Raw genomic sequence first — 24,521 nt, 5'->3', positions numbered from 1 at the left:
CGCCCGCTGACGATGACTACCACCGCTTTCACCACTACTGCCCCGATCTCCGCCAGCTCTCCGGAGTGGCTCGAGCTCAAGGCCGCTGCCACCGCCCTGCAGGCACTCCAGATCCAGGATGGTTCCGTCCCGGAGACGGCCGACCACGATGCCGCCGCTGGACATGTCCGCACCATCACGGCCTCGATCAGCGCCCTCGCCCCGGCCTTCCCGCACGACGGCGAGTACCTCGCCCGGCTCGTCACCGACTTCGGCCGCTGGGCAGACGGCGGCTTCGGCGTCCCCGACTTCCTCGACTCCCTGCAGGCGTTCCAGCCGCAGCAGCACCGGGTGAACGGCCTGCGGCACCTGGTGGTCTTCCCGATGTACACGCAGAACGGCAGCAGCAACCGCCTGGTCGAAGCCGTCCTGATCGAAGTCATCTGGCCCGAGTTCATCGCCGGCCTCGAGGGCGGCGAATACTCCAACAAGCTCTTCGTCCCGATCCGCTTCCTCGACTTCACCCCCGGCTACAACACCAACTCCGCGGTGCTGTTCCCCGAAACCGTCGCGGTACGCACCACCCCCACCTTCACCTGGGGCGCCATCTTCGCCGACCGCGAGGCTGCCCGCTTCCGCCGGGTGCTCCGGGCGGCTGCGGACATCACCTCCCTGCAGCTCCCTGACGACGCGGTCGCCCTGCTCGAGAACCAGGAGCTCACGCAGGAAACCTTCGTGATGTGGGACCTCATCCACGACCGCACCCACATGCGCGGGGACCTGCCGTTCGACCCGTTTATGATCAAGCAGCGCATGCCGTATTTCCTTTACTCCCTTGAGGAACTCCGCTGCGACCTGACCGCCTTCCGCGAATCCGTGAGGATCGAAAAGGACGAGGACGCCGACCCGGAGGCGCGCCGGCACGCCAAGCTTGTCCAGTACGCCGTCATCTTTGACCGGATTTTCCGCTTCGCCATCACCGGCAGCCGGGTCCGCAACTACGACGGCCTGGGCGGCCAGCTGCTTTTCGCCTGGATGCACCAGCACCACGTCCTGCACTGGACCGACAGCAAGCTCAGCATCGACTGGGACGAAGCCGCCGACGTCGTGGTTGAACTCGGCGCGAAGATCGAGGAGCTCTACTGGCGCTCGATTGACCGTCCGAAGATGGCCCACTGGCTGGCCGCCTATGAGCTGGTCTCCGGCACCCTGACGCCCAACCCGGCTTCCTTCTGGGCCAAGGGTCCGGATGCGCTGCCCCTCGCCGGCCCGCCGCGCGGCCTCACCGACCAGGTGCTCGACGACGAATTCCCGCTGTCCATGTTCTACGAGGCACTCGAAAAGAAGATGCGCGCCGTGATCGAGTCCACGGCCGGCATCACCGGAACATCCGACACGGGCTCCGCCGAAACGGCCAGCAACGCCATGAACGCCGGATGAACGCCGGACGCGTTCTGAACGTGGTGGTCACGGGCGGCAGCGGCCCTTCCGGGATCGCGGCCGCCCGCGCCCTCGCCAACGCCGGGCACACCGTGTTCACGGTCGGCTCGGACGGGCCCCGGATCGAGTCGGCCGCAGCGGAAGCCGGCGGCGGCGTCACGCCGCTGGTCTGCGACCTCGCCAGCCTGTCCGACGTCCGCTCACTGCACGCCGAAATCCACCGCAGGCTCGCCGGGTCGGACACTGCCGGATCAGAAACTGGCGGGACCGTCGACGGCGTCATCCACCTGGTCGGCGGCTGGCGTGGCGCCAAGGGCATCACGGATCAGAGCGACGAGGACTGGGAGTTCCTGGAACGCGGCGCCATCACCACGCTGCGGAACGTCACCCGGGTCTTCTACGACGATCTGGCGGCCTCGGACACCGGGCGCTTCGCCATGGTCTCCTCCACCGCCGTGGGCAAGCCGACGGCGGGCGGCGCCAGCTACGTGGCCGCCAAGGCCGCCGCCGAAGCCTGGACCCTCGCCGTCGCCGACGGCTTCCACGCCGGCCAGGCCGGCCGCAAGCAGGACCCGGTGGAACAGCGCAGCGCCGCCGTGATCTTCGTCGTGAAAGCCCTCGTCGATGCTGCCATGCGGGCGAAGTCGCCGGAACGCCGCTTCCCCGGATTTACTGACGTGGAGGACCTGGCCGCCGCCGCCGTCGGGTTGTTCAGCTCCCCCGCGGCGGAACTCAACGGCCAGCGGCTTCTGCCGGCCCCCCGGGCCGGAAACTAGAGCCGCGCCCTGCGGCCCGGCACTGAACTTGGCCCCGGACCTCTTTAGACTGAAAGCGTGAGCAAACCGATGACAAGCACAGTTGAATCTGCCCCTGCCAGCACGGCGGCGCGGCTCCACGATCCCTCCGTCCGCGGCTTCGCCTCGGACAACTACTCGGGCGTCCACCCGGAAGTGCTGGCAGCCCTGGCCGCCGCCAACGAGGGCCATCAGGTCTCCTACGGCGAGGACGACTACACCGCCCGGCTGCAGCAGCTGATGGAAGTGCACTTCGGCGGGGGGATCGAATGCTTCCCGGTCTTCAACGGCACCGGCGCCAACGTGCTCTCCCTGCAGTCCCTGCTGCCACGCTGGGGCGCCGTCGTCTGCGCTTCCACCGCCCACATCAACATGGACGAGAACGGTGCGCCGGAGCGGATCGGCGGCATCAAGCTGCTCCAGGTTCCCACCCAGGACGGCAAACTCACGCCTGCGCTGATCGACCGGGAAGCCTGGGGCTGGGGCGACGAGCACCGGGCCCAGCCGCTGGCCGTGTCCATCACGCAGACCACCGAGCTCGGCACCTGTTACACGCCGGAGGAAGTCCGGGCCATCGCGGAGCATGTCCATTCCAAGGGCATGAAGCTGCACATGGACGGCGCCCGGCTGGCCAATGCCGCCGCCCACCTGAACGTGCCGCTGCGGGCCTTCACCCGCGACGCCGGTGTGGACATTCTCTCCTTCGGCGGCACCAAGAACGGGCTGCTCTTCGGGGAGGTCGTGGTGGCACTGAACCCGGCGGCAGCCCAGGGGCTGGTCTACCTGCGCAAAATGAACATGCAGCTGGCCTCCAAGATGCGGTTTATGTCCGCCCAGTTCATCGCCCTGCTCGAAGGGGATCTGTGGCTGCGCTCCGCCTCGCACGCCAACGCCATGGCGTCCCGGCTTCGCGCCGGCGTCGAATCCATCCCCGGCGTCGAACTGAGCCAGAAGACCGAGTCCAACGGCGTGTTCGCGATCCTGCCGGCCGGCGTGGCGGACCGGCTGCGGGAGTCCTTCCGGTTCTACGACTGGAACGAGGCGGCCCGCGAGGTCCGCTGGATGTGCTCCTTCGACACCACCGAGGCTGACATTGATTCCTTCATCGCCGCGATCAAGCGCGAACTCGCTGCCGGCTGACCCCGCGGCAGGACGGCCGCCGTCGCCGCGCCCGGTGGAAGCCGGCCGGGGCAGCGGCGGCGAGCCTGCCGGGCTTGGGAGCGCCGCTTGCATAACCTTCCATTGTGAACGCACTCGATCAGGTTCCGGCAGATTTTATCTTTGCCCTGGGAACCCTGCGGCAAGCACGAACCCGCGGTGAACTGCGCCTCGAGGAGATCCCGGCACCCGCGCGGCTGGCGCCGTTCGCCGTCGCGCTCGGGGCGGAAGTCATCGTCCCCAACGAACCGGCCCCCGCGGCTGTCCACGGCCCGGCAGCCGCTGCGCTGGCACGGGCGTCCGGAAGCGAGGACATCGAACTGGCCACCGGCCGCTTCATTCTGCTGCACGATCCCGACGGGTCGGCGGTCTGGGAGGGTGAATTCCGGGTCGTCACCTACATCCGCGCCCAGCTGGAGCCGGAAATGGGCAACGACGAGTTGCTCGGCTCGGTCGCCTGGACCTGGCTCGTCGAAGCGCTGGAGGACCACGCCGCACCGTACCGCGCCGCCGGGGGCACCGCGACGCGCGTGCTGTCCGAAAGCTTCGGGACGCTGGCGGACCGGCCCAATTCCATCGACATTGAGCTCCGGGCATCCTGGACGCCGGCCACTCCGGACATCTCCTCCCATCTGGAAGCCTGGTCCGATATGGTCTGCACCTTTGCCGGCCTCCCGCCGCTGCCGGAAGGCGTCACCCCACTGCCGCGCTGGCGCCCCGGACAGCCCTGAGATGGCAGCCGACCGGGGACAACACCAGCGGGGCCATCCGCCGCGTTTTGGCGACGGCGCGGCCTGCAGCAACGTGTTGTCGGTAAACTGAAGTCATCATGACCCCTCATATTCCGGAAATCACCACGGCCGGCGCCGTCCAAAGCAACCCAGAGGCCGCTGACACCACAGCCCACATCGCGGTGGACGGCTTCGACAGCCTGGTCCCCGAGGTCATCGACCTCGATGCCCCCCGCGACGGCGTGCCGCTCGTCATTGAAACCCAGTCCGGCCTCGAACGCTGCGCTGCTGCACTCGCCGCCGGCCACGGCCCCGCCGGGGTGGACGCGGAACGCGCCTCCGGTTTCCGCTACGGCCAGCGCGCCTTCCTGGTCCAGATCCGCCGCGAAGGCTCAGGCACGTGGCTGATCGATCCGGAACCCTTCGGGAACCTGGACATCGTCAACGAGGCCCTGCGCGGCGTCGAATGGATCCTGCACGCGGCCAGCCAGGACCTGCCCTGCCTCTCGGAACTTGGCATGTGGCCTGACAAACTCTTTGACACCGAACTCGCCGCACGGCTCGCCGGCCTCCCACGCGTGGGCCTCGCCGCAGTGATCGAACAGCTCCTGGGCTTTGGCCTGGCGAAGGAGCATTCGGCCGCCGACTGGTCCACCCGGCCGCTGCCGGAGCCCTGGCTGCGCTACGCCGCCCTCGACGTCGAGGTCCTCACCGAACTGCGCGAGGAACTCATCGAGCTGCTCGTGGCCGACGGCAAGCTGGACTACGCCGAACAGGAATTCGCCGCCATCCTTGAGGCCGGCCAGGCGCCGCCCCGCGTGGACCCGTGGCGTAAAACCTCCGGGCTGCACCAGATCCGCGACCGGCGCCAACTGGCCGCGGTGCGCGAACTGTGGCTCGAGCGCGACTCGCTGGCACAAAAACGCGACGTCGCTCCCGGACGGTTGATCCCGGACTCCTCCCTCGTGGCCGCCGCCAAGGCCATGCCCGGCACCGTGCCGCAACTGCTCGGCACCAAGGGCTTCCACGGCCGCGCCGCCCAGCGTGAGGCGCCGCGCTGGCTGCGCTGCATCAGCACCGCCCGGTCCCTGGAGGACCTCCCGCCGCTGCACCTGCCCACGAACGCTCCGCCGCCGCCGCGCGTCTGGGCCGACCGGGACCCGGAGGCCGCCGCCCGGCTCGCCACCGCCCGGCCGCTGCTGCAGGCCAAGGCCGAGGAACTGAACATGCCGGTGGAGAACCTCCTGACGCCGGATTACCTCCGCCGCGTCTGCTGGCGCCCGCCGGTTGAGCCCAGCGAGGAAGGCATCGCCGAAGAACTGGCGAACCTCGGGGCCCGCCAGTGGCAGATCGAACTCGTCGCACCGCTGATCGCCAACGCGTTCCTGAACCCGCAGCCGTTGCCCGCCAAGGCAGCCAAGGCGGTTCCTGACGCAGCTGGAGCTGCCGCCGTGGCCGCAACGGCCGGGAGCCCGGCCGCAACTGCCGGCACGCTGGCCGCGCCGGCGGCACCGGATACGGCGCACTAGCCGCCGCTCCGGCTGCGGAACTCCCCACGACGGCGCGCCAGCGGACACCTTGCCAGCTAAGTTACTGACGAGTAACATGTTGTCTGATGTCGCCCGGCCCCGTGCCGCCCTGACTTTTGCGTCCTGGGCACGGAACCGGCACCCATGTCTCAATGAGGAGTACCACGTGAGCGAAGCCCCCAGCAGCGGACAACCAAGCAGCAGAAACTACAGCAGCGAAGAACAGAGCAGCCGCAAATTCAGCAGCGCGAATTCCCGCACTAGCCGCGAGGTCGTGTTCGTCGACGGCGTCCGTACCCCCTTCGGCCGCGCCGGCGAGAAGGGCATCTACGCCGGAACGCGGGCCGACGACCTGGTGGTTAAGTGCATCCGCGAACTGATGCGCCGCAACCCGTCGCTGCCGGCCGACCGGATCGACGAAGTCGCCATCGCCGCGACGACACAAACCGGCGACCAGGGCCTGACCATCGGCCGCACCGCAGCCCTGCTGGCCGGACTGCCCCGGAGCGTGCCGGGCTTCGCAATCGACCGGATGTGCGCCGGCGCCATGACGGCCGTGACCACCACGGCGAGCGGCATCGCCTTCGGCGCCTACGACGTCGTGATCGCCGGCGGCGTGGAACACATGGGCAACCACCCGATGGGTGCCGGTGCGGACCCCAACCCGCGCTTTATGGCCGAACGGATCGTGGACCCGGCCGCCCTGAACATGGGCAACACCGCCGAAAACCTGCACGACCGGTTCCCCGCCATCACCAAGGACCGGACGGATGCCTACGCCGTCGCTTCGCAGGACAAACTGGCCACCGCCTACGCCAGGGAGCAGATCCAGCCGGACCTCGTGCCGGTCGCGACGATGAAACCGGGCCGGGGCTGGACCGTGAACGCGGTGGACGAGCCGCCGCGCCCGGGCACGTCGGCGGCGGACCTCGCCGCGCTGAAGACCCCGTTCCGCGCGCACGGCCGGGTCACCGCCGGCAACGCCGCCGGGCTCAACGACGGCGCCACCGCCGCCCTGCTGGCCTCCGCCGACGCCGCCGAGGAACTTGGCCTGCCGGTCAGGATGCGCCTGGTCAGCTACGCCTTCGCCGGCGTCGAACCCGAAGTCATGGGCATCGGCCCGGTGCCGGCCACCGAAAAGGCCCTCCGGAACGCGGGTCTGGGCATCGACGACATCGGCCTGTTCGAAATCAACGAGGCCTTCGCCGTGCAGGTGCTCAGCTTCCTGGACCATTTCGGCATCGCCGACGACGACCCCCGGGTCAACCGCTACGGCGGGGCAATCGCCGTCGGGCACCCGCTCGCGTCGTCCGGCGTGCGGCTGATGAACCAGCTGGCCCGCCAGTTTGAGGAGGACCCGGCGGTCCGCTTCGGCATGACCACGATGTGCATCGGGCTGGGCATGGGCGCCACGGTGATCTGGGAGAACCCGCACCACGCCGACTACGGCCTCGCGTTTGACCCGGCCACCGGCCACTCCACCGTACAGCCCGCCGCCCCGGCCACGACCGGCCCCGCCACCACTACCGAGACTGGAGCCGCAGCATGAGCGCCGCCGATTTCCGCAAGCTTGCCGATCTCTTCCCGAACGAGACGGTCACCCATTCCTACGTCCAGGACTTCGAGCTGCCGGCGGTTGACGGCAAGAGTCCCGGCACCTTTGCCCTCGTCACGCTGGACAACGGTCTGGACCACTCCAAGCCCACCACCCTGGGACCGAACACGCTGGTCGAACTCGGCACCGTCCTGGAAGGACTCAAGGAGCGCGCCGCCCGCGGCGAGATCGTCGGGGTCGGGGTCACCGGCAAGCCCTACTTCCTGGTCGCCGGCGCCGACCTGTCCACGGTCAAGTCGATCAGCGGCCGCGAGCACGGGCTCTGGATGGCCCAGCTGGGCCACGACGTCTACGGCACCCTGGCAGACCTGGGAGTCCCCAGCTTCGCCTTCATCAACGGCCTCGCCCTGGGCGGCGGGCTGGAGATCGCCCTGCAGTCCACCTACCGCACGGTGTCCACCGGCGCCGGCGCGCTGGCCCTGCCCGAGGCGTTCCTTGGCCTCATCCCGGGCTGGGGCGGCGTATACATCCTGCCGCGCCTGATCGGCCCGGAAAACGCCGTCAAGGTGATGATTGAAAACCCGCTCAGCAACAACCGCACCCTCACCGGGCCGCAGGCGTTCGGGCTGGGCGTCGCGGACGCCCTGTTCGAACCGGCCGACTTCGTCGAGCAGTCCGTCGCCTGGGCCGCGCGGGTCATCGCCGGCGCCGTCACCCCGGACCGCGCCAACGCCGTCGATCCCGCCGCCCCGGAGGTCGCGGCCCGCTGGGCCGCCGCCGTCGCTGCCGGCCGGGCCTTCGTGGAGGCAAAGACCTCCAACGCCTCCCCCGCGCCGGCCAAGGTCCTGGACGTGCTGGAAGCCAACCGCACGCTGACGCAGGCGCAGTCCGCGGAACTGGAATGCGAGACGCTCGCGGACCTGATGCAGACCGACGAGTTCCGCTCCACCGTCTACGCCTTCCTGGACCTCGTGCAGCGCCGGTCCAAGCGCCCCGCCGGCGCCCCGGACCGCAAGCTGGCACGCCCGGTGAACAAGATCGGCGTCGTGGGCGCCGGTCTGATGGCCGGCCAGCTCGCCCTGCTTTTCGCCCGCCAGCTCAAGGTGCCCGTGGTGCTGACCGACATCGACCAGGCCCGCGTGGACAAGGGCGTGGGCTACGTGCACGCCGAGGTGGACAAGCTGCTGTCAAAGGGCCGGATCAGCCCCGACGCCGCCCACCGGACCCGGGCGCTGGTCACGGGATCGGTGTCCAAGGAAGCCTTCGCCGACGCCGACTTCGTCATCGAGGCGGTCTTCGAGGAGCTCAACGTCAAGAAGCAGGTCTTCAAAGAGGTCGAGGCCATCGTTTCGCCCGAGTGCATCCTCGCCACCAACACCTCCTCGCTGTCCGTCACGGAGATGGCCGAAGACCTGGAGCGTCCGGAGCGCCTGGTCGGCTTCCACTTCTTCAACCCCGTGGCCGTGATGCCGCTGCTGGAGATCGTGCGCGCGCCGAAGACCGACGACGCCGTGCTCGCCACCGCGTTCGAGCTCGCCAAGGGGCTCAAGAAGTCCGCCGTGCTGGTCAAGGATGCCCCCGCGTTCGTGGTCAACCGCCTCCTGCTGCGCCTGATGGGCGAAGTGACGGCAGCGTTCGACGAGGGCACCCCCGCCGAAGTCGCGGACAACGCGCTGCGCCCGATGGGCCTGCCGATGACGCCGTTTGTGCTGGGCGCCATGGTGGGGCTGCCGGTGGCCCAGCATGTCCAGGAATCCCTGCATGCGGCGTTCCCGGACCGTTTCACCGTCTCGCAGAACCTGCAGAAGCTCATCGACAACGGCGTGAAATCCATCTGGGCCCTGCAGAACGGGGCGCCGGAAACGGGCCCGGACGGCAAACCGTTCATCCCCGCCGAAACCCTGGCGCTGCTGTCCTTTGGCACCACACCCTCCACCGGCGAGGAGGTGCTGCGCCGCACGCAGGACGCCCTGGCCGAGGAAATCGGACTCATGCTGGACGAAGGCGTCGTGGCAGGCCCGGAGGACATCGACCTCTGCATGATCCTCGGCGCGGGCTGGCCAATGTTCCTCGGCGGCATCACCCCGTACCTGGACCGGGTGGGCGCCTCCGAGCGGGTCACCGGCAGGAAGTTCCTGGCGCCCGGCGCCGCGTCCGCTCCCGCCGCCTGAGCAATCCTGGCATCGGCTGGCGCCGCTGTCCGCACTTGGGCCCGGGTGCGGGCGGCGGCGCCGCCGTGTCAGGGTGCGGTCCGGCGGTCAGGGCCCGGACTAGAACAGGGCGACCTTCGGCGTGCGCGGGAACAGCCCGTCGAGTTCGGCAAGGTCCGCGGCGCTGGGGATCCAAGCGACCGCTGCGGCGTTCTGCCGGACCTGTTCGGGCCGGGTGGCGCCGGCGATGACGCTGCTGACCGAGGGCTGGGCCGCGAGCCAGGAGAACGCCACCTGGATCTCGTTCAGGCCCCGCTCGGCGGCGAAGGCGCTGAAGCCTGCCAGCTGGTCCCAGTCGGCGTCGTGGACCAGGTTGGTGCGGGTGTGGCTGAGGCGCGAGCCCTCAGGAGCGGTGTCCTTGGCATATTTGCCGGTCAGCAGCCCGTTGGCGAGCGGAAAGTACGGCAGCACGCCCAGGCCGTAGGCTTCGGCGGCGGGCGTGACCTCGAGTTCGGCGCGGCGGTCCAGCAGGTTGTAGTGGTTCTGGCTGGAGACGAAGCGGGCTCCGCCGCGGGCGCGGGCCACGAATTCGGCTTCGGCGATCTGCCAGCCGGCCCGGTTGGAGTGGCCGATGTAGCGGACCTTGCCGCTGGTGACGAGCTCGTCCAGGGCGGCGAGGGTTTCCTCGATCGGGGTAAGCGGGTCGGGGGTGTGGAACTGGTAGAGGTCGATCCAGTCCGTCCCGAGCCGGCGCAGCGAGGCTTCCGCGGCCTTGATGATGTAGCGGCGGGAGCCGCGGGCGCCGAAGTCGTTGCCGTTGGCGCCGCTCATGTCCATGCCGAACTTGGTGCCGATGACGGCGTCGTCGCGGCGGCCCTGCAGGGCCTTGCCCAGCATTGTCTCGCTGAGGCCGCGCTCCCGGCCGTACGCGTCGGCGACGTCGAAGAAGGTGATTCCGGCGTCGAGGGCGGCATGCACGACGGCGTCGGTGCCCTGCTGCGACTCGGTCGCCGTATTGGCCCGGCCCAGGTTGTTGCAGCCCAGCCCGACGACGGAGACGGTCAGTCCGGAATTTCCTACGCGGCGGTATTCAGTCATGGGATTCAGCCTATAACGGCCGGCCGCGGCTCCCGGGCAGGCCCGCACGCCGCCCTCCGCCCCCACCGGCGGATGGCGGATAGCGGCCGGACACAGGACTGCCCCCGTCACCGCTGCAGCGGTGACGGGGGCAGGTGTCGCTTCGGGGCGACCGGGAACCCGACGTACGTAACGGGTCAGCGCACCGGCTCGACGACGTCGGCCGTGCTGTCCTGGGCGGCGGGAACGGGTCCGGCCGTCCTGGCTGCCGGAACGGCGAGGACCGCCACGACGCCGACGGCGGCGGCAATGGCCCAGATGGAGAAGTTGACGAAGTTACCCAGCGATGCCGCGACCAAAACCCCGCCGCCGGAGATGGCGAGGACGGCGCCGATGCGTCCCACACCCAGCGTGATACCCAGGGCCGTGGCACGCGTCGCTGCCGAATAGTAGGTCGCCACGAAGCCGTTGATCAGGATCTGCGCCCCGACGGAACCGAAGCCGACCACGGCCACCAGCAGGTACATCGCCGGAAGCGGCGCGATGCCCGAACCCATGATGAGCAGCGCGGTCCCGGAGCAGACGAAGGAAACCGCGGTGATGATGCGGGGCCCGAACTTGTCCGCCAGCCGGGAGGAAACGATGACGCCGACGACGGCCCCGATGTTCACGGTGAGCAGGAAGCTCAGGGAGGAGGCGAGGGAGTAGTTGGCGAGCACCATCAGCTGCGGGAGCCAGGTGTTCAGTCCGTAGACGAGGATCTGGCCGCAGATCCCTGCCAGCGAGAACAGCACGGTGGCAGCCAGCAGCCGGCCGGTGAGCAGGGTCCGGAACCGGCCGTGCTCCTTGAGCCGGACGCTGTCGGCCACGGCCGGCGCCAGCGGTTCCAGGCCATAGTCGGCGATCAGTACTTCAGCCTCGGCGCGGCGTCCGCGGGCGGCCAGGAAGGCGGGAGACTCCGGCAGGAACCTGAACAGGAACGGCAGGACGAGGACCAGGGGAAGGCCGCCGATGGCGAGCATGCCGCGGAAGCCGATGGACGACATCAGGGCCAGGGCCAGCAGTGCCGCCATGATGCCGCCCACGGCGTAGCCCGAGAACATCAGGGCGTTGTTGAAGTTCCGCCGGTGGGACTTGGAGAACTCGACGGTGAGGGCGATCGCCGTCGGAATGACGCCGCCGAGGCCGAGTCCCGCCAGGAAGCGGAAGGTGCCGAAGAGTTCCTGCGTGGGCGCCCAGGCGGTGAGCAGCATCAGGAGCGAGAAGAAGGCGATGGAGCCCATCAGGACCCGCCGGCGGCCGAGGATGTCGGTAAGGTAGCCGATCAGGATGGCGCCGATGAACATTCCCGCCAGCGCGTAGCTGCCGATGGCGCCGGTCTGGACCGGGGTCAGGCCCCAGTCCTGGTAGGCCAGCAGCTTGGGGACGATCGCCCCGTAAACCACGAGGTCATAGCCGTCAAAAACAATGGCAACGAAGCACAGGAAGATGACGGCGGCAGCGGATTTCCGAGGGCGGGATACAGCGGGCGGGGATTGACCAAGCATGGGAACTCCAAGCGGTTACGCCACTGCTTTGTGGCGGCTGATGGGTGCGGGAGGGGAAGCAGGAAAGTGGTGGGTGTGTGATGCAACCCACAATTCAATGTAACATAGTCCTGTTGTTCGTCAAGTTATTTGTTACATCTCGTTCCCGAAGCCCAGGAGTCCATATGGCGGAGACCCCGCGTTCACTCGTCCTGAACCTTTTCGGCGACTATCTCCGTTACGCCGGCGGCGAGGCCAAGCTCGGCGAGCTGACTGAACTTATGACCGCCTTCGGCCTGGAGCCGGCCACCATCAGGGTGAGCATGTCGCGGCTCAGGAAGGAAGGCTGGTTCTCCACCCGGAAGGACGGCCGGGAGACGGTCTATACCCTCAGCGGCCGCATGCTGGACGTGCTCACCGAGGGCCGTGCGCGGATTTTCCGCCGCCGGCAGGACCCGTGGACCGGCCGCTGGACCATGGTGATCTACCAGGTGCCGGAGTCCGACCGCGCCGTCCGCGAACAGCTCCGCAAACAGCTGGCCTGGACGGGTTTCGGGCAGCTCTCCCCCTCGACCTGGCTGGCTCCGCACGACCTCTCCGTCGAGGCAAAGGAGCTCGGCGCCCGGCATGAGTGCGCGCGGGTTGATGTCCTCTGGTGCGGCTCGGACGACGCCGCCGCGGCCCGCGACCTGGCCCTGCGGTGCTGGGACCTGGAAACCCTCGGCCGGGACTACCGGGCCTTCCTCAGCAGCTATGGACAGCTGGACGATGTGCAGGGAAACCTGAACAAGGACGGACGCCAGGCCCTGGTGGAACGCACCCGGCTGATCAACGATTTCCGGCGCTTCCCCTTCCGGGATCCCGAGCTGCCGGAACCACTGCAGCCGGAGAACTGGCCGGCGCCGGCGGCCTTCAGCCTCTTCCGGCGCGTCCACGAGCAGCTCGGCCCGCAGGCAAACGCCTACGTGGCGGACGTGATCGGAAAGCCACTCCAGCTGCCCGCGACGCTCTACATGTAACAAAAACTTGACGTTCCACAATTTATAGCAACATAATGGTTCTGAGACGTAGCACACGTCCTCCCCCAAATCTCTAGAAGGTGGCATCGATGGCACTTCGCGTAGCCTGCATTGGCGGCGGTCCCGGCGGACTGTTCTTCTCAACTTTGTTCAAGCAGACCGTTCCCGACGCCGACGTGGTGCTCTTTGAGCGCAACCAGGCCAAGGACGCCTTCGGCTTCGGTGTCGTCTTCTCCGACGCAACGCTGCGCCGGATCAACGACGCCGATCCCGTCGTCCTGAACGGCCTTCGGGACTACGGAACACACTGGGACGACATCGAGGTCTGGCTCAAAGGCGAACAGAAGTCCTTCACCGGCAACGGCATGGCCGCCATCAACCGCAAAACCCTGCTCCAGCTGATGCAGGACCGCGCAACGGACGCCGGCGTCGACCTGCGCTTTGGCGAGTACGTACCCGACCTGGCCGCCCTCGAAGGCTTTGACGTGATCGTCGGCGCGGACGGCGCCAACTCCTCGACCCGCGAGCAGCTCGGCGAGGGCCTGGGCCACACCGCGGAAACCGCCACGGCCAAGTTCATCTGGTTCGGCACCAGCCACCGGTTCAAGGGCATGACCTTTGTCCACCGCAAGAGCGAATTCGGCAACTTCGCAGTCCACGGCTACCCGATCAGCGATGAGCTCAGCACCTTCATCGTCGAAACCGACGAAGACACCTGGCGCCGCGCCGGGCTCGACGAATTCGATGTCAGCCAGCCTCCGGGGCCGTCCGACCTGAAGACCCAGCGGTTCCTTGAGAAGCTCTTCGCCGAGGATATCGCCGGCGAACCGCTCGTGGCCAACAACTCCCGCTGGGCCAATTTCCGCACCCGCCGCACCCGCTCCTGGCACAAGGGCAACGTGGTCCTGCTCGGCGACGCGGTCCACACCGCGCACTTCTCGGTCGGGTCCGGCACGAAGATGGCGATGGAGGACGCGATTTCCCTGGTCCGCGAAATCGCCGGCCACCAGGATGACCTCGAGCTCGCCTTCACCAACTACGAGGCCGAGCGCCAGCCGCAGGTCGCCAAGATCCAGAACCAGGCCCGCGGCGGCCTGAGCTGGTGGGAACACTTCGCCCGGTACTACGACTCCTTCGAACCCACCCAGTTCACCTTCCACTTCTTCTCCCGCAGCATTGACATCGACAAGATCCGCCAGCGCGACGCCGGCCTGGTCGCCGCCGTCGAGGCCGACTGGCTGCAGCGCCACGGCGCCGAGCCGCTGGACACCCCGCTGACCGCCGGCAGCGTCCGGTTCACCGGACGGCTGCTGTCCCTGACGCACGACGGCGGAAAGCCGGCCCTGAGCGGGCCGGGCGGCAGCATCGCGCTGACCACCGACCCGGCCGCCGCCGGCGACACAACCGGCCTGCTGGTCACCGCCCCCGACAGCGAGGAGGGCCTCGCAGCGTCCTTCCGGGAGCTGCCGGCCCGCGCTGCCGCCGTCGTCATCCAGGGCGGAACGCCGTTCACCCGCACCCTGCTCTCCGAGGAAGTCCGGCTCGGCCGGGGCCTCACCAGCGTCGTCGTGGACGACCGCGACGCCGTGTCCGCCCTGACCCAGGTGCTGTCCGGCCGGACCGACGCCGTGGCCACCGCAGCCCGGGAGACAACCGATGCATAGCCTGGACCCGCTCTTCGCGCCCCGCGGCATCATCGTCGTCGGCGCCTCCGCCAGCCCGGAGAAACTCGGCGCCGTCATGTCCCAGTCGCTCTCCAGTTACCCGGCTCCGCTGGCGCTGGTGAACGGCCGCGGCGGGACCGGCATGCACGCCAGCATCGCCGACGCCGCAGCTTCCATCCCCGGCGCCCTGGACCTGGCCGTGCTGTGTGTGCCGGCCGCCGCCACCGCCCGGGCGCTGCGCGACAGCGCCGCCGCCGGGGCCACCGCCGCCCTCGTCTGCGCCGGCGGCTTCGCCGAAGCCGGCGGCCCCGGCGTCGAGTTCGCCCGCCAGGTCGCGGACGCCGTCCGGGACACCGGGATCCGCCTGCTCGGCCCCAACACCTCCGGCTTCTTCGTCCCGCACCGGAGCCTGCGCGCCAGCTTCGTGCCCGGCGTCGCCACCCTGGAGCCCGGCCCGGTCGCCGTCGTGGCAGCCAGCGGCGGCGTCAACCACGTCCTCGCCTTCCACCTGCAGCGGGCCGGGGTGGGCGTCAGCCTCGCCGTGGGCATCGGTGCGGGCACGGACATCACCGCACCCGACGTCCTGGACTACGTGATCTCCGATCCGCACACCAAGGCGGTGGCGCTGCACCTGGAAACCGTCGCCGACGGCCCGGCACTGGTCGACGCGGTCGCCCGGCTGAGTGCCGTCAAGCCGGTGGTCGCCCTGGTTGTCGGCCGCAACGACGTCTCCGAGTTCGCCCAGTCGCACACCGGCGCCCTGGCCACGTCCTGGCGCACTACCCGGGCGGTCCTGAAGCAGGCCGGCGCCGTGATCGTCGACGACGAAAACCAGCTGGTTGCCGCCGTCACCGCCCTGGCCGGACAACGGCTTGCCCCGGCCGCCGACCCCGGTGTCGGACTCATCACCGGACAGGCCGGGCCCGGGCTGCTGATCGCCGATGCGCTGCACAGCGCCGGCGTGGCCCTCCCCCGCCTGGCCCCGGCCAGCCAGGACACCATCGGTGCGCTGCTGCCGCCGCTGACGTTCCAGGCCAACCCCGTGGACACCGGCCGTCCCGGCCCCGGCTACGAGAAGATCGTGGCTGCCGTGGCCGCCGACCCGTCCATCGACGTCGTCGCGGTCTACGGGCTGACCGAGCCGGTCGCGGACCTCCCGGCGTCCGTGGCCGCCTCCGGCGCCGCCGGAACCATGCCGATCCTGATCGGCGTGGACGGCCCGGACAGCGACCTGGAACGCGCCGCAAAATCCGCCCGGCAGCACGGACTGCCCCTGATCAGCGGACCAACCGCCCTCGCCCACGGCATCACCGCCCTGGTGGAGGACGCGCGCGGGCAGTTCCAGCGGGCACAGGCTCCCGCCCGAACCTGTCCGTGGCCGGAACTGCGGGGCCCGTGGGATGAGGTCCGGTCCAAGGACCTCCTCGGCGCCCTGGGCGTCGCCACGCCGCCGCGCCGGCGCTGCGGTACCCGTGACGCTGCCCACGAGGCCCTCGCGGAACTCGGCGGCCCGGTTGCGGTCAAACTGCTCGACGCCGCCGTGCTGCACAAGACGGACATTGGCGGGGTCTACCTCGGCGTGGACTCCCCTGCGGCCCTGGACCGTGCGCTCGATGGACTCGAAGCCGCCGGCGCCCGCGAATTCCTGCTCGAATCGATGGCGGCGGCCGGCGTCGACCTGGTGGTCGGCGCACGCCGCGACCCGGTCTTCGGCCCGATCATCGTCCTTGGCCTGGGCGGGACGGCCGCTGAAGTTTTCGCCGACATCTCCATCCGCTCCGCGCCGCTGTCGGTCCGCGTTGCCGAGGGTATGCCCGGCGAGCTGGCCGCCCGTGAACTGCTGTACGGGTTCCGCTCCGGACCGGTGCTGCAGACCACCGAACTGGCCGTCATCCTGGCCCGGCTCGGTGACGCTTTGTGCTCCAATGAGGAGATAGCCGAAATCGAAATCAACCCCCTGCGCCTGACCCACCACGGTCTCGTGGCGCTGGATGCAGTCGTGCTCAATGTCGAGGAGGACATTCAATGACCAGCCACACAAGTGAAGGCACCGTCGCCTGGCCGGCAGACCTCGCGGCCGGGTTCCGCCACAAAGGCTACTGGGAAGACCGCCCGCTGGGCGCCTACCTGCTCGACGCGGCGGACCGGCTGCCGGAGAAGACCGCCGTCGTCGACGGCGACGCCCGGCTGAGCTACGCCGAACTCGCCAACCGCGTGGATGCGGCCGCCGAACGGCTGCTGCAGCTGGGGTTGAAAGCCGACGACCGGATCATGGTCCAGCTGCCCAACGGCTGGCAGTTCACGGTGCTTACCCTGGCCTGCTTCCGGGCCGGCATCATCCCGGTGATGGCCCTTCCGGCCCACCGCAAGTACGAGCTGTCCTTCCTGACCGGGCTCTCCGAGGCCCGGGCGATCGCCGTTCCGGACGCCATCAAGGACTTTGACCACCAGGGACTGGCCGAGGAGCTTGCTGCCACGGTCCCCTCACTCGAGCTCATCCTGGTGTCCGGCGCGGCGAATCCCGGCAACCCCCGGCTCGAGGACATCCTCGCCCCCGGAACCGAGGTCGCGGCTGCCCGCGCACGGCTGGATGCGGCGGCACCTTCAGCGGACAGCCCGGCCCTGTTCCTCCTCTCCGGCGGCACCACCGGCCTGCCCAAACTCATCACCCGGACGCACAACGACTACGCCTACAACATCAGGGAAACCTCCCGCGTCACGGCAGTCACCGAGGACACCGTCTACCTGGGCACGCTGCCGGCGAGCCACAACTTTCCGCTGGCGTGCCCTGGCATCCTCGGCATCCTGTACGCCGGCGGCCGGGTCGTGATGTTGCCCAGCCCCGAGCCGCGGAGGGCGTTCGCCACCATTGAACGTGAACGGGTCACGCTGTCCACTGCTGTCCCCGCCGTGGCCCAGCGCTGGATCGAATACGCGCAGGAGACCGGTTCCGGGCAGCTCGCCAGCCTCGAAGTGCTGCAGGTCGGCGGCTCCCGGCTGCCGGACGAAATCGCACACAAGGTGCAGCCCGTCCTCGGCGCCACCCTGCAACAGGTCTTCGGGATGGCGGAGGGCCTGATCAATACCACCCGGCTGGACGATCCCGAAGAGGTTATCTGCACCACCCAGGGCCGTCCCGTGTCCGAGGCTGACGAGGTCCGGATCGTGGACGAAGCCGGCGTGGATCTTCCCGACGGCGTTCCCGGCTCCATCCTGACCCGCGGACCGTATACGCCGCGGGGCTACTACCGTGCGCCGGACGCCAATGCCCGCGCGTTCACTCCCGACGGGTGGTATGCCAGCGGCGACATCGTCGAGCGCCGTCCGGACGGAAACCTGATTGTCCAGGGCCGCGACAAGGACATGATCAACCGCGGCGGCGAGAAGATCTCGGCTGAGGAGATCGAGAGCCTGGTCTACCGGATCGAGGATGTCACGATGGCGGCCGCGGTCTCCATGCCCGACCCCGTCCTTGGTGAACGGCTCTGCCTCTACATCACGGTGAAGCCGGGAACTGAAGTCACGCTGGAACACATCCAGGAGCTCCTGCGGGAGACCGGCGTGGCAGCGTTCAAGATCCCGGAGCGCCTGGTGGTAGTCGATGAGCTCCCGGTCACCAAGGTGGGCAAGATCAACAAGAAGGACCTGCGGGCCGACATTGCCCGGCGCCTTGCCGGCACCGGGGTCCACGCCGGCTAGCTGGTCGGCCGCTGTCGACTCGCCCGGCGTCCTAGCTGACGACGGGCGAGTCGATGTGGATCTCGCGCCCGATGAGGTCCGAGACGAACGCGTTCGAAGGCCCGGCGAGCTGCCGGTGGATTTGCTCGAAGAGCGTGAAGGCAGCGTCGCCCGGCCAGTCTGCGGGCTGCAGTTCGGCGGGAAGGAACGGGTCCCGGAACGGGAAGCGCCGGAAGTCCGAAATCAGCTGGATCCGTTCGGCCAGGGCCTGGCTGCCCGGTTTGGCGGCATTGGCGGCGGGGTCATTGAGGGGCGAGTAGCTGGCGATGAAGCGCTTGTAGTCGGCGGTGAGCTGCGAAAGGTCCCAGCAGCGCGCCGCCAGGTTGCGGTCCGCGTCCGGATCCCCGGTCCCGCACCACAGAACGTCGACGGTGGCGGACGGGTAGTCGGCGGCGAGTTGGTGGGCCGCGTCGAGGAGGTCATGGGGGGCCACCCAGGTCGAGGTGGACAGCTGGCCGAAGCCGTGCCAGGAAAGGTCCTTGCGGAGCTGCTCCCGCAGGGACCTTTCCGTTTCGGGCACCTGGTAGATCACCATGGTCCACCGGCCCTGCCAGGACACCTGCCGCCGGTCGAAGATCCGCACCCGCCCTTCGTTCAGGACGTGGAGCATCTTCTCCGTCAGTTCATAGACAGTCTCGCGCTGCTGCCGGCGGGTCGTGAACCAGCCTTCCTTCTTCAGCCGGGACATGCTGACGCGCACGGTGGCGGGCTCCACGCCGAAGACCGCAAGGAGGCTGGTCATGTCGCCGAGCTTGATTTCGGCGCCCGCGTAGCGGAGGTAGTCCCCGAACAAGTCGAGGATGATGGAACGGGGCTTCATGGACGCAAGGCCCTTCCGGTTGGTGGCATCCGTAGCCTAACCCGCAGGGCGCCTATCCTGCGGGCAGTTCCAGCCCGTGTTCGTCCAGGGCATCCTCGAGCTGCGCCAGGGTCCGCGGGCCCATGCCGTGCATCCGGCCGAGCGCCCGGCCGCCAAGCGCCACCACCTGCTCGAGGGTCTCGACTCCGGCGTGGGCGAGCGCCCGGCGGGCGGGGGCTGCGATCCCCCGGGGCAGCGGGGTCCGGCCTGGTTCAACGGATTGCGGTGCCATACGGAATACCTTCCAGTCTGGGTCCCCAAAAAAATGATGTGAACGGTGCAGGTGGAACAGCCTTGGAACTACAGGGTGAAGCTGTTTGCAGGCTTCGGGGAATGCTTGAGCTTGAAGGACGTCTCGCCGAAGGCTGCGGCGCCGATGCTCAGTTTGGTGAAATCGAGATCTTCGCCGCGGATGCAGACCTTGACCGCGTTGACTGCCTTATTGACGTCCGGGGTGAGGATGAAAATGTTGAGCTTGGAATCGGAGAACTCGGAGCGGTCCACGATGCCGAGCCCGCGCCAGGCCAGGTGGCTGATCAGCGCATCCTTGGCCTTTTCCTCGAGGTAGCGGTCGCGGTCCGTTCCGTCTTTGGTCTTCAGGGCGTACTGGGCCACGACCCAGAACTGCTCGTCCTCGGGGATTTCGGCAAAGCCGTCTTCGGCGCACTGCACGGCGAAGGCGTCCATCAGCCCTTCGGCGGCTGCCGCATCGGCGACGTCGGTCTCATCGGTTTTGCTCTGGTGCCCAACGACTCCGTGGTTCATCACGAACTGGCTGTAATCCTCGTCAAACCAGCCCTCCCTGAATTCAAGGACCCCTTCGTCGTTGCGTTTGTAAACCCGGATAATACCGCTCATGCCCGTCCTCTCTTGAACCATTCGCGGTCTGCGCCGTCGAACGGTGGCTGTTGTGCCTTCACGGCCTGGTAAAGCTCGTCCGACGCCGCCCTGATCCGGTCCACCACGGCTGCGGGGTAGTCCATCTCGATCCGGTGCTCCGCGAACTCGTCCTCATCGTCCACGTACACGCCGCGGTCCACGGTCCGGATCACATCCAGGTCCATGTCGACCAGGTGGAACTCGGTGACGCCCGGCCGGATCGTTGTCCAGCCGTGGCCGGTCGCGAGATCCACGTAGACCTGGACGCCCGCCGGATGGGCCTCGTCGTAAAAAGTGGCCACGTACTCGCCGGAGCGCGGGACCAGCAGCACGGCGTCGGATTCTGCGTAGAACGCCGCACCCGGGCGGGAGCAGAACTCGTTGGTGCCCTGGAAAATCCACCAGCCGTGGGCGTCCTCGCCCAGATAGGTTCCGGGCACCACCCAGTGGGCCTTGCCGTTCCATTTCCGGTTCCGGGAGACCACGAGGTCTCCCGGTGCCAGTCCATCGGGGATCCTCACAGAATCGGCAGGCTGCCCGTGCTGGGGTGCGACTGGCCAGGGAGCGGCCGTGCGAACGGGACCTTGGTCCCCAGGACCTGCGCCACCACATCGTGGGTGATCTGCTGCGCGGTCAAACCGACCCGCTCCAGCACCTGCTTGCGGGACCCGTGGTCCAGGAACTCCACCGGGAGGCCGACCTCGTTGAGTGCGGTGTCAACGCCGGCGGCCCGCATTTCCTGGCGGATCCGGGACCCGACGCCGCCGGCGCGGACGCCGTCCTCGATGCAGATGACAAGGCGGTGGTGGGAGGCGAGGGCGATGATCGACTTCCGGACCGGCAGCAGCCAGCGGGGATCCACGACGGTGGAACTGATGCCCTGCGCGCCGAGCCGGTTGGACACGTCCAGCGCGAGTTCGGACATGGATCCGACGCTGACGATCAGCACATCGTTTTCGCTTGAGCCGGCCGGGCGGCGCGCCAGCACATCCACGCCGTCGCTGAGCCGTTCGAGGGCCTCGACCTCGGCTCCCACGCTGCCCTTGGAGTAACGGATCACACTGGGGGCGTCCTCGATGGCGACCGCTTCGCGCAGTTCCTCGCGCAGCCGGGTGGCGTCGCGGGGCGCCGCGAGGTGCAGCCCGGGAACAATCTGGACCATGGCCATGTCCCACATCCCGTGGTGGCTGGCGCCATCGGGTCCGGTGACACCGGCACGGTCCAGCACAATGGTGACGCCGGCCTTATGCAGCGCGACGTCCATCAGCAGTTGGTCGAAGGCGCGGTTCAGGAACGTCGCGTAGACCGCGACGACGGGGTGCAGTCCCCCGAACGCCATGCCGGCGGCAGAGGTGAGGGCGTGCTGTTCGGCGATGCCGACGTCGAACACCCGCTCCGGGTGCCGCGCGGCGAACTTGTGCAGCCCGACGGGGATGAGCATGGCGCCGGTGATCCCGACGATGTCCTTGCGTTCGTCCGCGATGTCGGCGATCTCATCGGCGAAGACGGCGGTCCAGGACTTCGCGCCGCCGGCCTCGGTGGGTTCGCCGGTTTCCGGGTCGATGATCCCGACGGCGTGGAACTGGTCCGCTTCGTGGGCCCGGGCGGGCGCGTAACCGTGGCCCTTTTCGGTCATGGCATGGACAATCACGGGACCGGCGTAGTTTTTCGCGGTGGACAGGGCGTGCTCCATGGCCTGCAGGTCATGGCCGTCCACGGGGCCGATGTACTTCATGCCCAGGTCCTCGAACATGCCCTGCGGGGCCCACCAGTCCTTGACGCCCTTCTTCATGGCATGCAGGCTGCGGTAGGTGAACTGGCCCGCGGGTCCGCCGTTCTGCAGCTTCCGGCGCCACCAGTCCAGGGTGCCTTCGTAGGCGGGGGCGGCGCGGAAGGAGTCGATCGTGGGGCGCAGCGAGGCGAGGTAGTCCGCGAAACCGCCCACGGTCGGGGCGTAGGAGCGGCCGTTGTCGTTCACGACGATCACGACCCGGCGCTTTTTGTCCGCGGCGATGTTGTTGATGGCCTCCCAGGCCATCCCGCCGGTCAGGGCGCCGTCACCCACGACGGCGATGACGTAGCGGTCGCCGTCGCCGGTCAGTTGCCGGGCACGGGAGATCCCGTCCGCCCAGGACAGCGAGGAGGAGGCGTGCGAGCTTTCGACGATGTCGTGCTCGGATTCGGCCCGGGCCGGGTAGCCGGACATACCGCCCTGCTGCCGCAGGGTACTGAAATCCTGGCGCCCGGTGAGGAGCTTGTGCACATAAGACTGGTGGCCGGTGTCAAAGACAATGCTGTCCCGGGGGGAATCGAAGATCCGGTGGACCGCGATGGTGAGTTCGACGACGCCGAGGTTAGGGCCCAGGTGTCCGCCCGTCTGGGAGACGTTGCCGATCAGGAACTCCCTGACCTCCGCTGCCAGCTGATCCAGCTGCGCCTCGGACAACTTGCTCAGGTCCTGCGGATTCCGGATGGTGTCCAAGATTCCCAACGGCCCCTCCTTCGGGTGGTAGACATGCCTATTAACTCTAACGCCTCCGGAATGGTACCCGCGCCGGAACGCGTCGCGTCCGGCACGCAGCATTGCACGTATTCGGCACGCTTCCGGCGTGCTGGCCGCACACGCCCGGCGCGCGTCCGGCACGCAAAAGGCCCCGGTCGGTCAGGGACCGGCCGGGGCCTTCACGCCTGGTAACTCTTCCCTGGCGGGAAGAGTCCTCCGCTAGCTAGCGGAGATCTGGCGCAGCACGTACTGCAGGATGCCGCCGTTGCGGTAGTAGTCTGCCTCGCCCGGGGTATCGATGCGCAGGACCGCATCGAAGGACGTGACAGTGCCGTCTTCGGCGGTGGCGGTGACCTTGAGCGTCTTCGGCGTGGTGCCTTCGTTCAGGGCGGTGACGCCCTCAACCGCGAAGGTTTCCGTGCCGGTCAGCCCGAGGCTGGCAGCGTTCTGGCCGGCCGGGTACTGCAGCGGCAGGACACCCATGCCGATCAGGTTGGAGCGGTGGATGCGCTCGTAGCTTTCGGCCACAACCGCCTTGACGCCCAGCAGTGCGGTGCCCTTGGCTGCCCAGTCACGGGACGAGCCGGAGCCGTATTCCTTGCCGGCGAGGACGACCAGCGGGGTGCCGGCGGCCTGGTAGTTCTGCGCGGCATCGTAGACGTAGGCCTGCGGGCCGTCCGGCTGGGAGAAGTCGCGGGTGAAGCCACCCTCGACGTTGTCCAGCAGCTGGTTCTTGATCCGGATGTTCGCGAACGTTCCGCGGATCATGACCTCGTGGTTGCCACGGCGGGAGCCATAGGAGTTGAAATCCTTGCGCTCCACGCCGTTGGCCAGCAGGTACTGTCCCGCCGGGGTGTCCGACTTGAAGGAACCTGCCGGTGAGATGTGGTCCGTGGTGACCGAATCGCCCAGCTTCAACAGCACGCGCGCGCCGGTGATGTCCGTGACGGGGTCCGGCTGCGCCTTCATGCCGTCGAAGTACGGCGGCTTCCGGACGTAGGTGGACTTCGGATCCCAGGCGAAGGTGTCGCCGGCCGGGGTGGAGAGGGCCTTCCAGCGGTCGTCGCCTTCGAAGACGCCCTCGTAGCCGCGGGCGAACATTTCCTTGTCGATCGAGGAATCGATGACCTGCTGGACCTCGACCGGGTTCGGCCAGATGTCCTTCAGGAAGATGTCGTTGCCGGCCTCGTCCTGGCCCAGGGCGTCGGCTTCGAAATCGAAGTCCATGGTTCCGGCCAGGGCGTAAGCGATGACCAGCGGCGGGGAGGCCAGGTAGTTCATCTTCACGTCCGGGTTGATCCGGCCCTCGAAGTTGCGGTTACCGGACAGCACGGCGGTGACGGAAAGGTCGTTGGCCTGGATGGCCTCGGAAATTTCGGCGTCGAGCGGGCCGGAGTTGCCGATGCAGGTGGCGCAGCCGTAGCCGACGATGTAGAAGCCGAGCTTCTCCAGGTACGGGGTCAGGCCCGACTTGTTGTAGTAGTCGGTGACAACCTTGGATCCCGGTGCCACGGAGGTCTTGACCCACGGCTTCGAGGTCAGGCCCTTGTCGACGGCGTTGCGGGCCAGCAGTGCGGCGGCCAGCATCACGGACGGGTTGGACGTGTTCGTGCAGGACGTGATCGAGGCGATGGATACCGCGCCGTGGTCCAGTTCGAACTCGCGGCCGTCCGCGGTTTTGACGCTCACCGGGTTGGACTGCCGGCCGTCCGACGCCGGGCCGTGCGCGTGCGGGGCCTCGTCGGTCAGGTGGCTGGCGGAACCGGTGAAGGACGGTGCGTCGGACGCGGGGAAGCTCTCGTCGATTGCCTCGTCCACGCTGCCGCCGACCAGTTCTTCCTTCACGTAGTTGCGCAGGTCCTGGCGGAACTGGTCCTTGGACTCCGTGAGGATGATGCGGTCCTGCGGGCGCTTCGGGCC

19 protein-coding genes are annotated in these 24,521 nt (G+C 68.6%); 11 read left to right on the top strand and 8 right to left on the bottom strand.

The window, feature by feature from the left end; genetic code table 11:
- Positions 1 to 12: 12 nt before the first annotated feature.
- The 7 genes from AC50YM_RS08500 to AC50YM_RS08470 all read left to right on the top strand — a co-directional run bounded on the left by AC50YM_RS08500 (position 13) and on the right by AC50YM_RS08470 (position 9,357).
- Positions 13 to 1,419 (top strand): DUF6421 family protein, encoded by a 1,407-nt coding sequence (locus tag AC50YM_RS08500; RefSeq protein WP_494956529.1) that lies wholly within the window; start codon positions 13 to 15, stop codon positions 1,417 to 1,419.
- On the top strand, positions 1,416 to 2,195 hold the full coding sequence (locus tag AC50YM_RS08495; protein WP_494956528.1) for an SDR family NAD(P)-dependent oxidoreductase: 780 nt from the start codon (positions 1,416 to 1,418) through the stop codon (positions 2,193 to 2,195). The genes AC50YM_RS08500 and AC50YM_RS08495 overlap by 4 nt, the downstream gene beginning before the upstream one ends.
- A 69-nt stretch (positions 2,196 to 2,264) precedes the next feature.
- On the top strand, positions 2,265 to 3,353 hold the full coding sequence (locus tag AC50YM_RS08490; RefSeq protein WP_494956618.1) for a threonine aldolase family protein: 1,089 nt from the start codon (positions 2,265 to 2,267) through the stop codon (positions 3,351 to 3,353).
- A gap of 101 nt (positions 3,354 to 3,454) precedes the next feature.
- On the top strand, positions 3,455 to 4,102 hold the full coding sequence (locus AC50YM_RS08485; RefSeq protein WP_494956617.1) for a DUF3000 domain-containing protein: 648 nt from the start codon (positions 3,455 to 3,457) through the stop codon (positions 4,100 to 4,102).
- Positions 4,103 to 4,200: 98 nt separating this feature from the next.
- Positions 4,201 to 5,631: an HRDC domain-containing protein gene (locus tag AC50YM_RS08480; protein WP_494956527.1), complete on the top strand. Its 1,431-nt coding sequence runs from the start codon at positions 4,201 to 4,203 to the stop codon at positions 5,629 to 5,631.
- 274 nt (positions 5,632 to 5,905) lie between these two features.
- Positions 5,906 to 7,180, top strand: a complete 1,275-nt coding sequence (locus AC50YM_RS08475; RefSeq protein WP_494956616.1) for a thiolase family protein — start codon at positions 5,906 to 5,908, stop codon at positions 7,178 to 7,180.
- Complete coding sequence (locus AC50YM_RS08470; protein ID WP_494956526.1) at positions 7,177 to 9,357, top strand: 3-hydroxyacyl-CoA dehydrogenase NAD-binding domain-containing protein; 2,181 nt, start codon at positions 7,177 to 7,179, stop codon at positions 9,355 to 9,357. Before AC50YM_RS08475 ends, AC50YM_RS08470 begins: the two co-directional genes overlap by 4 nt.
- A 99-nt stretch (positions 9,358 to 9,456) precedes the next feature.
- On the opposite strand, the gene AC50YM_RS08465 is transcribed toward AC50YM_RS08470, so the two are convergent.
- The gene (locus tag AC50YM_RS08465) at positions 9,457 to 10,434 is read right to left on the bottom strand and encodes an aldo/keto reductase (RefSeq protein WP_494956525.1); all 978 of its coding nucleotides are present in this window, start codon (positions 10,432 to 10,434) and stop codon (positions 9,457 to 9,459) included.
- A gap of 176 nt (positions 10,435 to 10,610) precedes the next feature.
- On the bottom strand, positions 10,611 to 11,960 hold the full coding sequence (locus tag AC50YM_RS08460; RefSeq protein ID WP_494956524.1) for an MFS transporter: 1,350 nt from the start codon (positions 11,958 to 11,960) through the stop codon (positions 10,611 to 10,613).
- Positions 11,961 to 12,124: 164 nt separating this feature from the next.
- On the opposite strand from AC50YM_RS08460, the gene AC50YM_RS08455 reads away from it, so the two are divergent.
- From AC50YM_RS08455 to AC50YM_RS08440, 4 genes are all read left to right on the top strand, one after another.
- Entirely contained in the window at positions 12,125 to 12,958 is an 834-nt protein-coding gene (locus AC50YM_RS08455; protein ID WP_494956523.1) for a PaaX family transcriptional regulator, read from the top strand.
- A gap of 89 nt (positions 12,959 to 13,047) precedes the next feature.
- Positions 13,048 to 14,622, top strand: a complete 1,575-nt coding sequence (locus AC50YM_RS08450) for an FAD-dependent monooxygenase (protein WP_494956522.1) — start codon at positions 13,048 to 13,050, stop codon at positions 14,620 to 14,622.
- Positions 14,615 to 16,651: an acetate--CoA ligase family protein gene (locus tag AC50YM_RS08445; RefSeq protein WP_494956521.1), complete on the top strand. Its 2,037-nt coding sequence runs from the start codon at positions 14,615 to 14,617 to the stop codon at positions 16,649 to 16,651. The genes AC50YM_RS08450 and AC50YM_RS08445 overlap by 8 nt, the downstream gene beginning before the upstream one ends.
- Positions 16,648 to 18,321: a (2,3-dihydroxybenzoyl)adenylate synthase gene (locus AC50YM_RS08440; RefSeq protein WP_494956520.1), complete on the top strand. Its 1,674-nt coding sequence runs from the start codon at positions 16,648 to 16,650 to the stop codon at positions 18,319 to 18,321. Before AC50YM_RS08445 ends, AC50YM_RS08440 begins: the two co-directional genes overlap by 4 nt.
- Positions 18,322 to 18,352: 31 nt before the next feature.
- Here AC50YM_RS08440 and AC50YM_RS08435 read toward each other — a convergent pair whose 3' ends face one another.
- From AC50YM_RS08435 to AC50YM_RS08410, 6 genes are all read right to left on the bottom strand, one after another.
- The gene (locus AC50YM_RS08435; RefSeq protein WP_494956519.1) at positions 18,353 to 19,180 is read right to left on the bottom strand and encodes a PaaX family transcriptional regulator; all 828 of its coding nucleotides are present in this window, start codon (positions 19,178 to 19,180) and stop codon (positions 18,353 to 18,355) included.
- A gap of 52 nt (positions 19,181 to 19,232) precedes the next feature.
- A complete protein-coding gene (locus AC50YM_RS08430) occupies positions 19,233 to 19,451 on the bottom strand; it encodes a helix-hairpin-helix domain-containing protein (protein ID WP_494894115.1) in 219 nt (72 codons plus the stop codon).
- A 68-nt stretch (positions 19,452 to 19,519) separates the two neighbouring features.
- Complete coding sequence (locus AC50YM_RS08425) at positions 19,520 to 20,077, bottom strand: hypothetical protein (RefSeq protein ID WP_494956518.1); 558 nt, start codon at positions 20,075 to 20,077, stop codon at positions 19,520 to 19,522.
- Positions 20,074 to 20,619 (bottom strand): DUF402 domain-containing protein, encoded by a 546-nt coding sequence (locus AC50YM_RS08420; RefSeq protein WP_494956517.1) that lies wholly within the window; start codon positions 20,617 to 20,619, stop codon positions 20,074 to 20,076. The genes AC50YM_RS08425 and AC50YM_RS08420 overlap by 4 nt, the downstream gene beginning before the upstream one ends.
- The gene (gene dxs, locus AC50YM_RS08415) at positions 20,616 to 22,589 is read right to left on the bottom strand and encodes a 1-deoxy-D-xylulose-5-phosphate synthase (protein WP_494956516.1); all 1,974 of its coding nucleotides are present in this window, start codon (positions 22,587 to 22,589) and stop codon (positions 20,616 to 20,618) included. Before dxs ends, AC50YM_RS08420 begins: the two co-directional genes overlap by 4 nt.
- Before the next feature lie 231 nt (positions 22,590 to 22,820).
- Positions 22,821 to 24,521, bottom strand: a 1,701-nt coding sequence (locus tag AC50YM_RS08410; protein ID WP_494956515.1) for an aconitate hydratase, incomplete at its 5' end; no start/stop codon positions are given.

The sequence above is a fragment of the Pseudarthrobacter sp. RHLT1-30-1 genome, assembly GCF_059383415.1.
This window is presented reverse-complemented; position numbering and strand designations above follow the sequence as displayed.

Bases quoted from the DNA above. Each gene is read 5' to 3' on its own strand.
- AC50YM_RS08445 (WP_494956521.1), top strand. From the start codon at position 14,615: ATGCATAGCCTGGACCCGCTCTTCGCGCCCCGCGGCATCATCGTCGTC.
- AC50YM_RS08490 (WP_494956618.1), top strand. From the start codon at position 2,265: ATGACAAGCACAGTTGAATCTGCCCCTGCCAGCACGGCGGCGCGGCTC.
- AC50YM_RS08435 (WP_494956519.1), bottom strand. From the start codon at position 19,180: ATGAAGCCCCGTTCCATCATCCTCGACTTGTTCGGGGACTACCTCCGC.
- AC50YM_RS08470 (WP_494956526.1), top strand. From the start codon at position 7,177: ATGAGCGCCGCCGATTTCCGCAAGCTTGCCGATCTCTTCCCGAACGAG.
- AC50YM_RS08465 (WP_494956525.1), bottom strand. From the start codon at position 10,434: ATGACTGAATACCGCCGCGTAGGAAATTCCGGACTGACCGTCTCCGTC.
- AC50YM_RS08460 (WP_494956524.1), bottom strand. From the start codon at position 11,960: ATGCTTGGTCAATCCCCGCCCGCTGTATCCCGCCCTCGGAAATCCGCT.
- AC50YM_RS08500 (WP_494956529.1), top strand. From the start codon at position 13: ATGACTACCACCGCTTTCACCACTACTGCCCCGATCTCCGCCAGCTCT.
- AC50YM_RS08425 (WP_494956518.1), bottom strand. From the start codon at position 20,077: ATGAGCGGTATTATCCGGGTTTACAAACGCAACGACGAAGGGGTCCTT.
- AC50YM_RS08480 (WP_494956527.1), top strand. From the start codon at position 4,201: ATGACCCCTCATATTCCGGAAATCACCACGGCCGGCGCCGTCCAAAGC.
- AC50YM_RS08455 (WP_494956523.1), top strand. From the start codon at position 12,125: ATGGCGGAGACCCCGCGTTCACTCGTCCTGAACCTTTTCGGCGACTAT.
- AC50YM_RS08440 (WP_494956520.1), top strand. From the start codon at position 16,648: ATGACCAGCCACACAAGTGAAGGCACCGTCGCCTGGCCGGCAGACCTC.
- AC50YM_RS08450 (WP_494956522.1), top strand. From the start codon at position 13,048: ATGGCACTTCGCGTAGCCTGCATTGGCGGCGGTCCCGGCGGACTGTTC.
- AC50YM_RS08430 (WP_494894115.1), bottom strand. From the start codon at position 19,451: ATGGCACCGCAATCCGTTGAACCAGGCCGGACCCCGCTGCCCCGGGGG.
- AC50YM_RS08495 (WP_494956528.1), top strand. From the start codon at position 1,416: ATGAACGCCGGACGCGTTCTGAACGTGGTGGTCACGGGCGGCAGCGGC.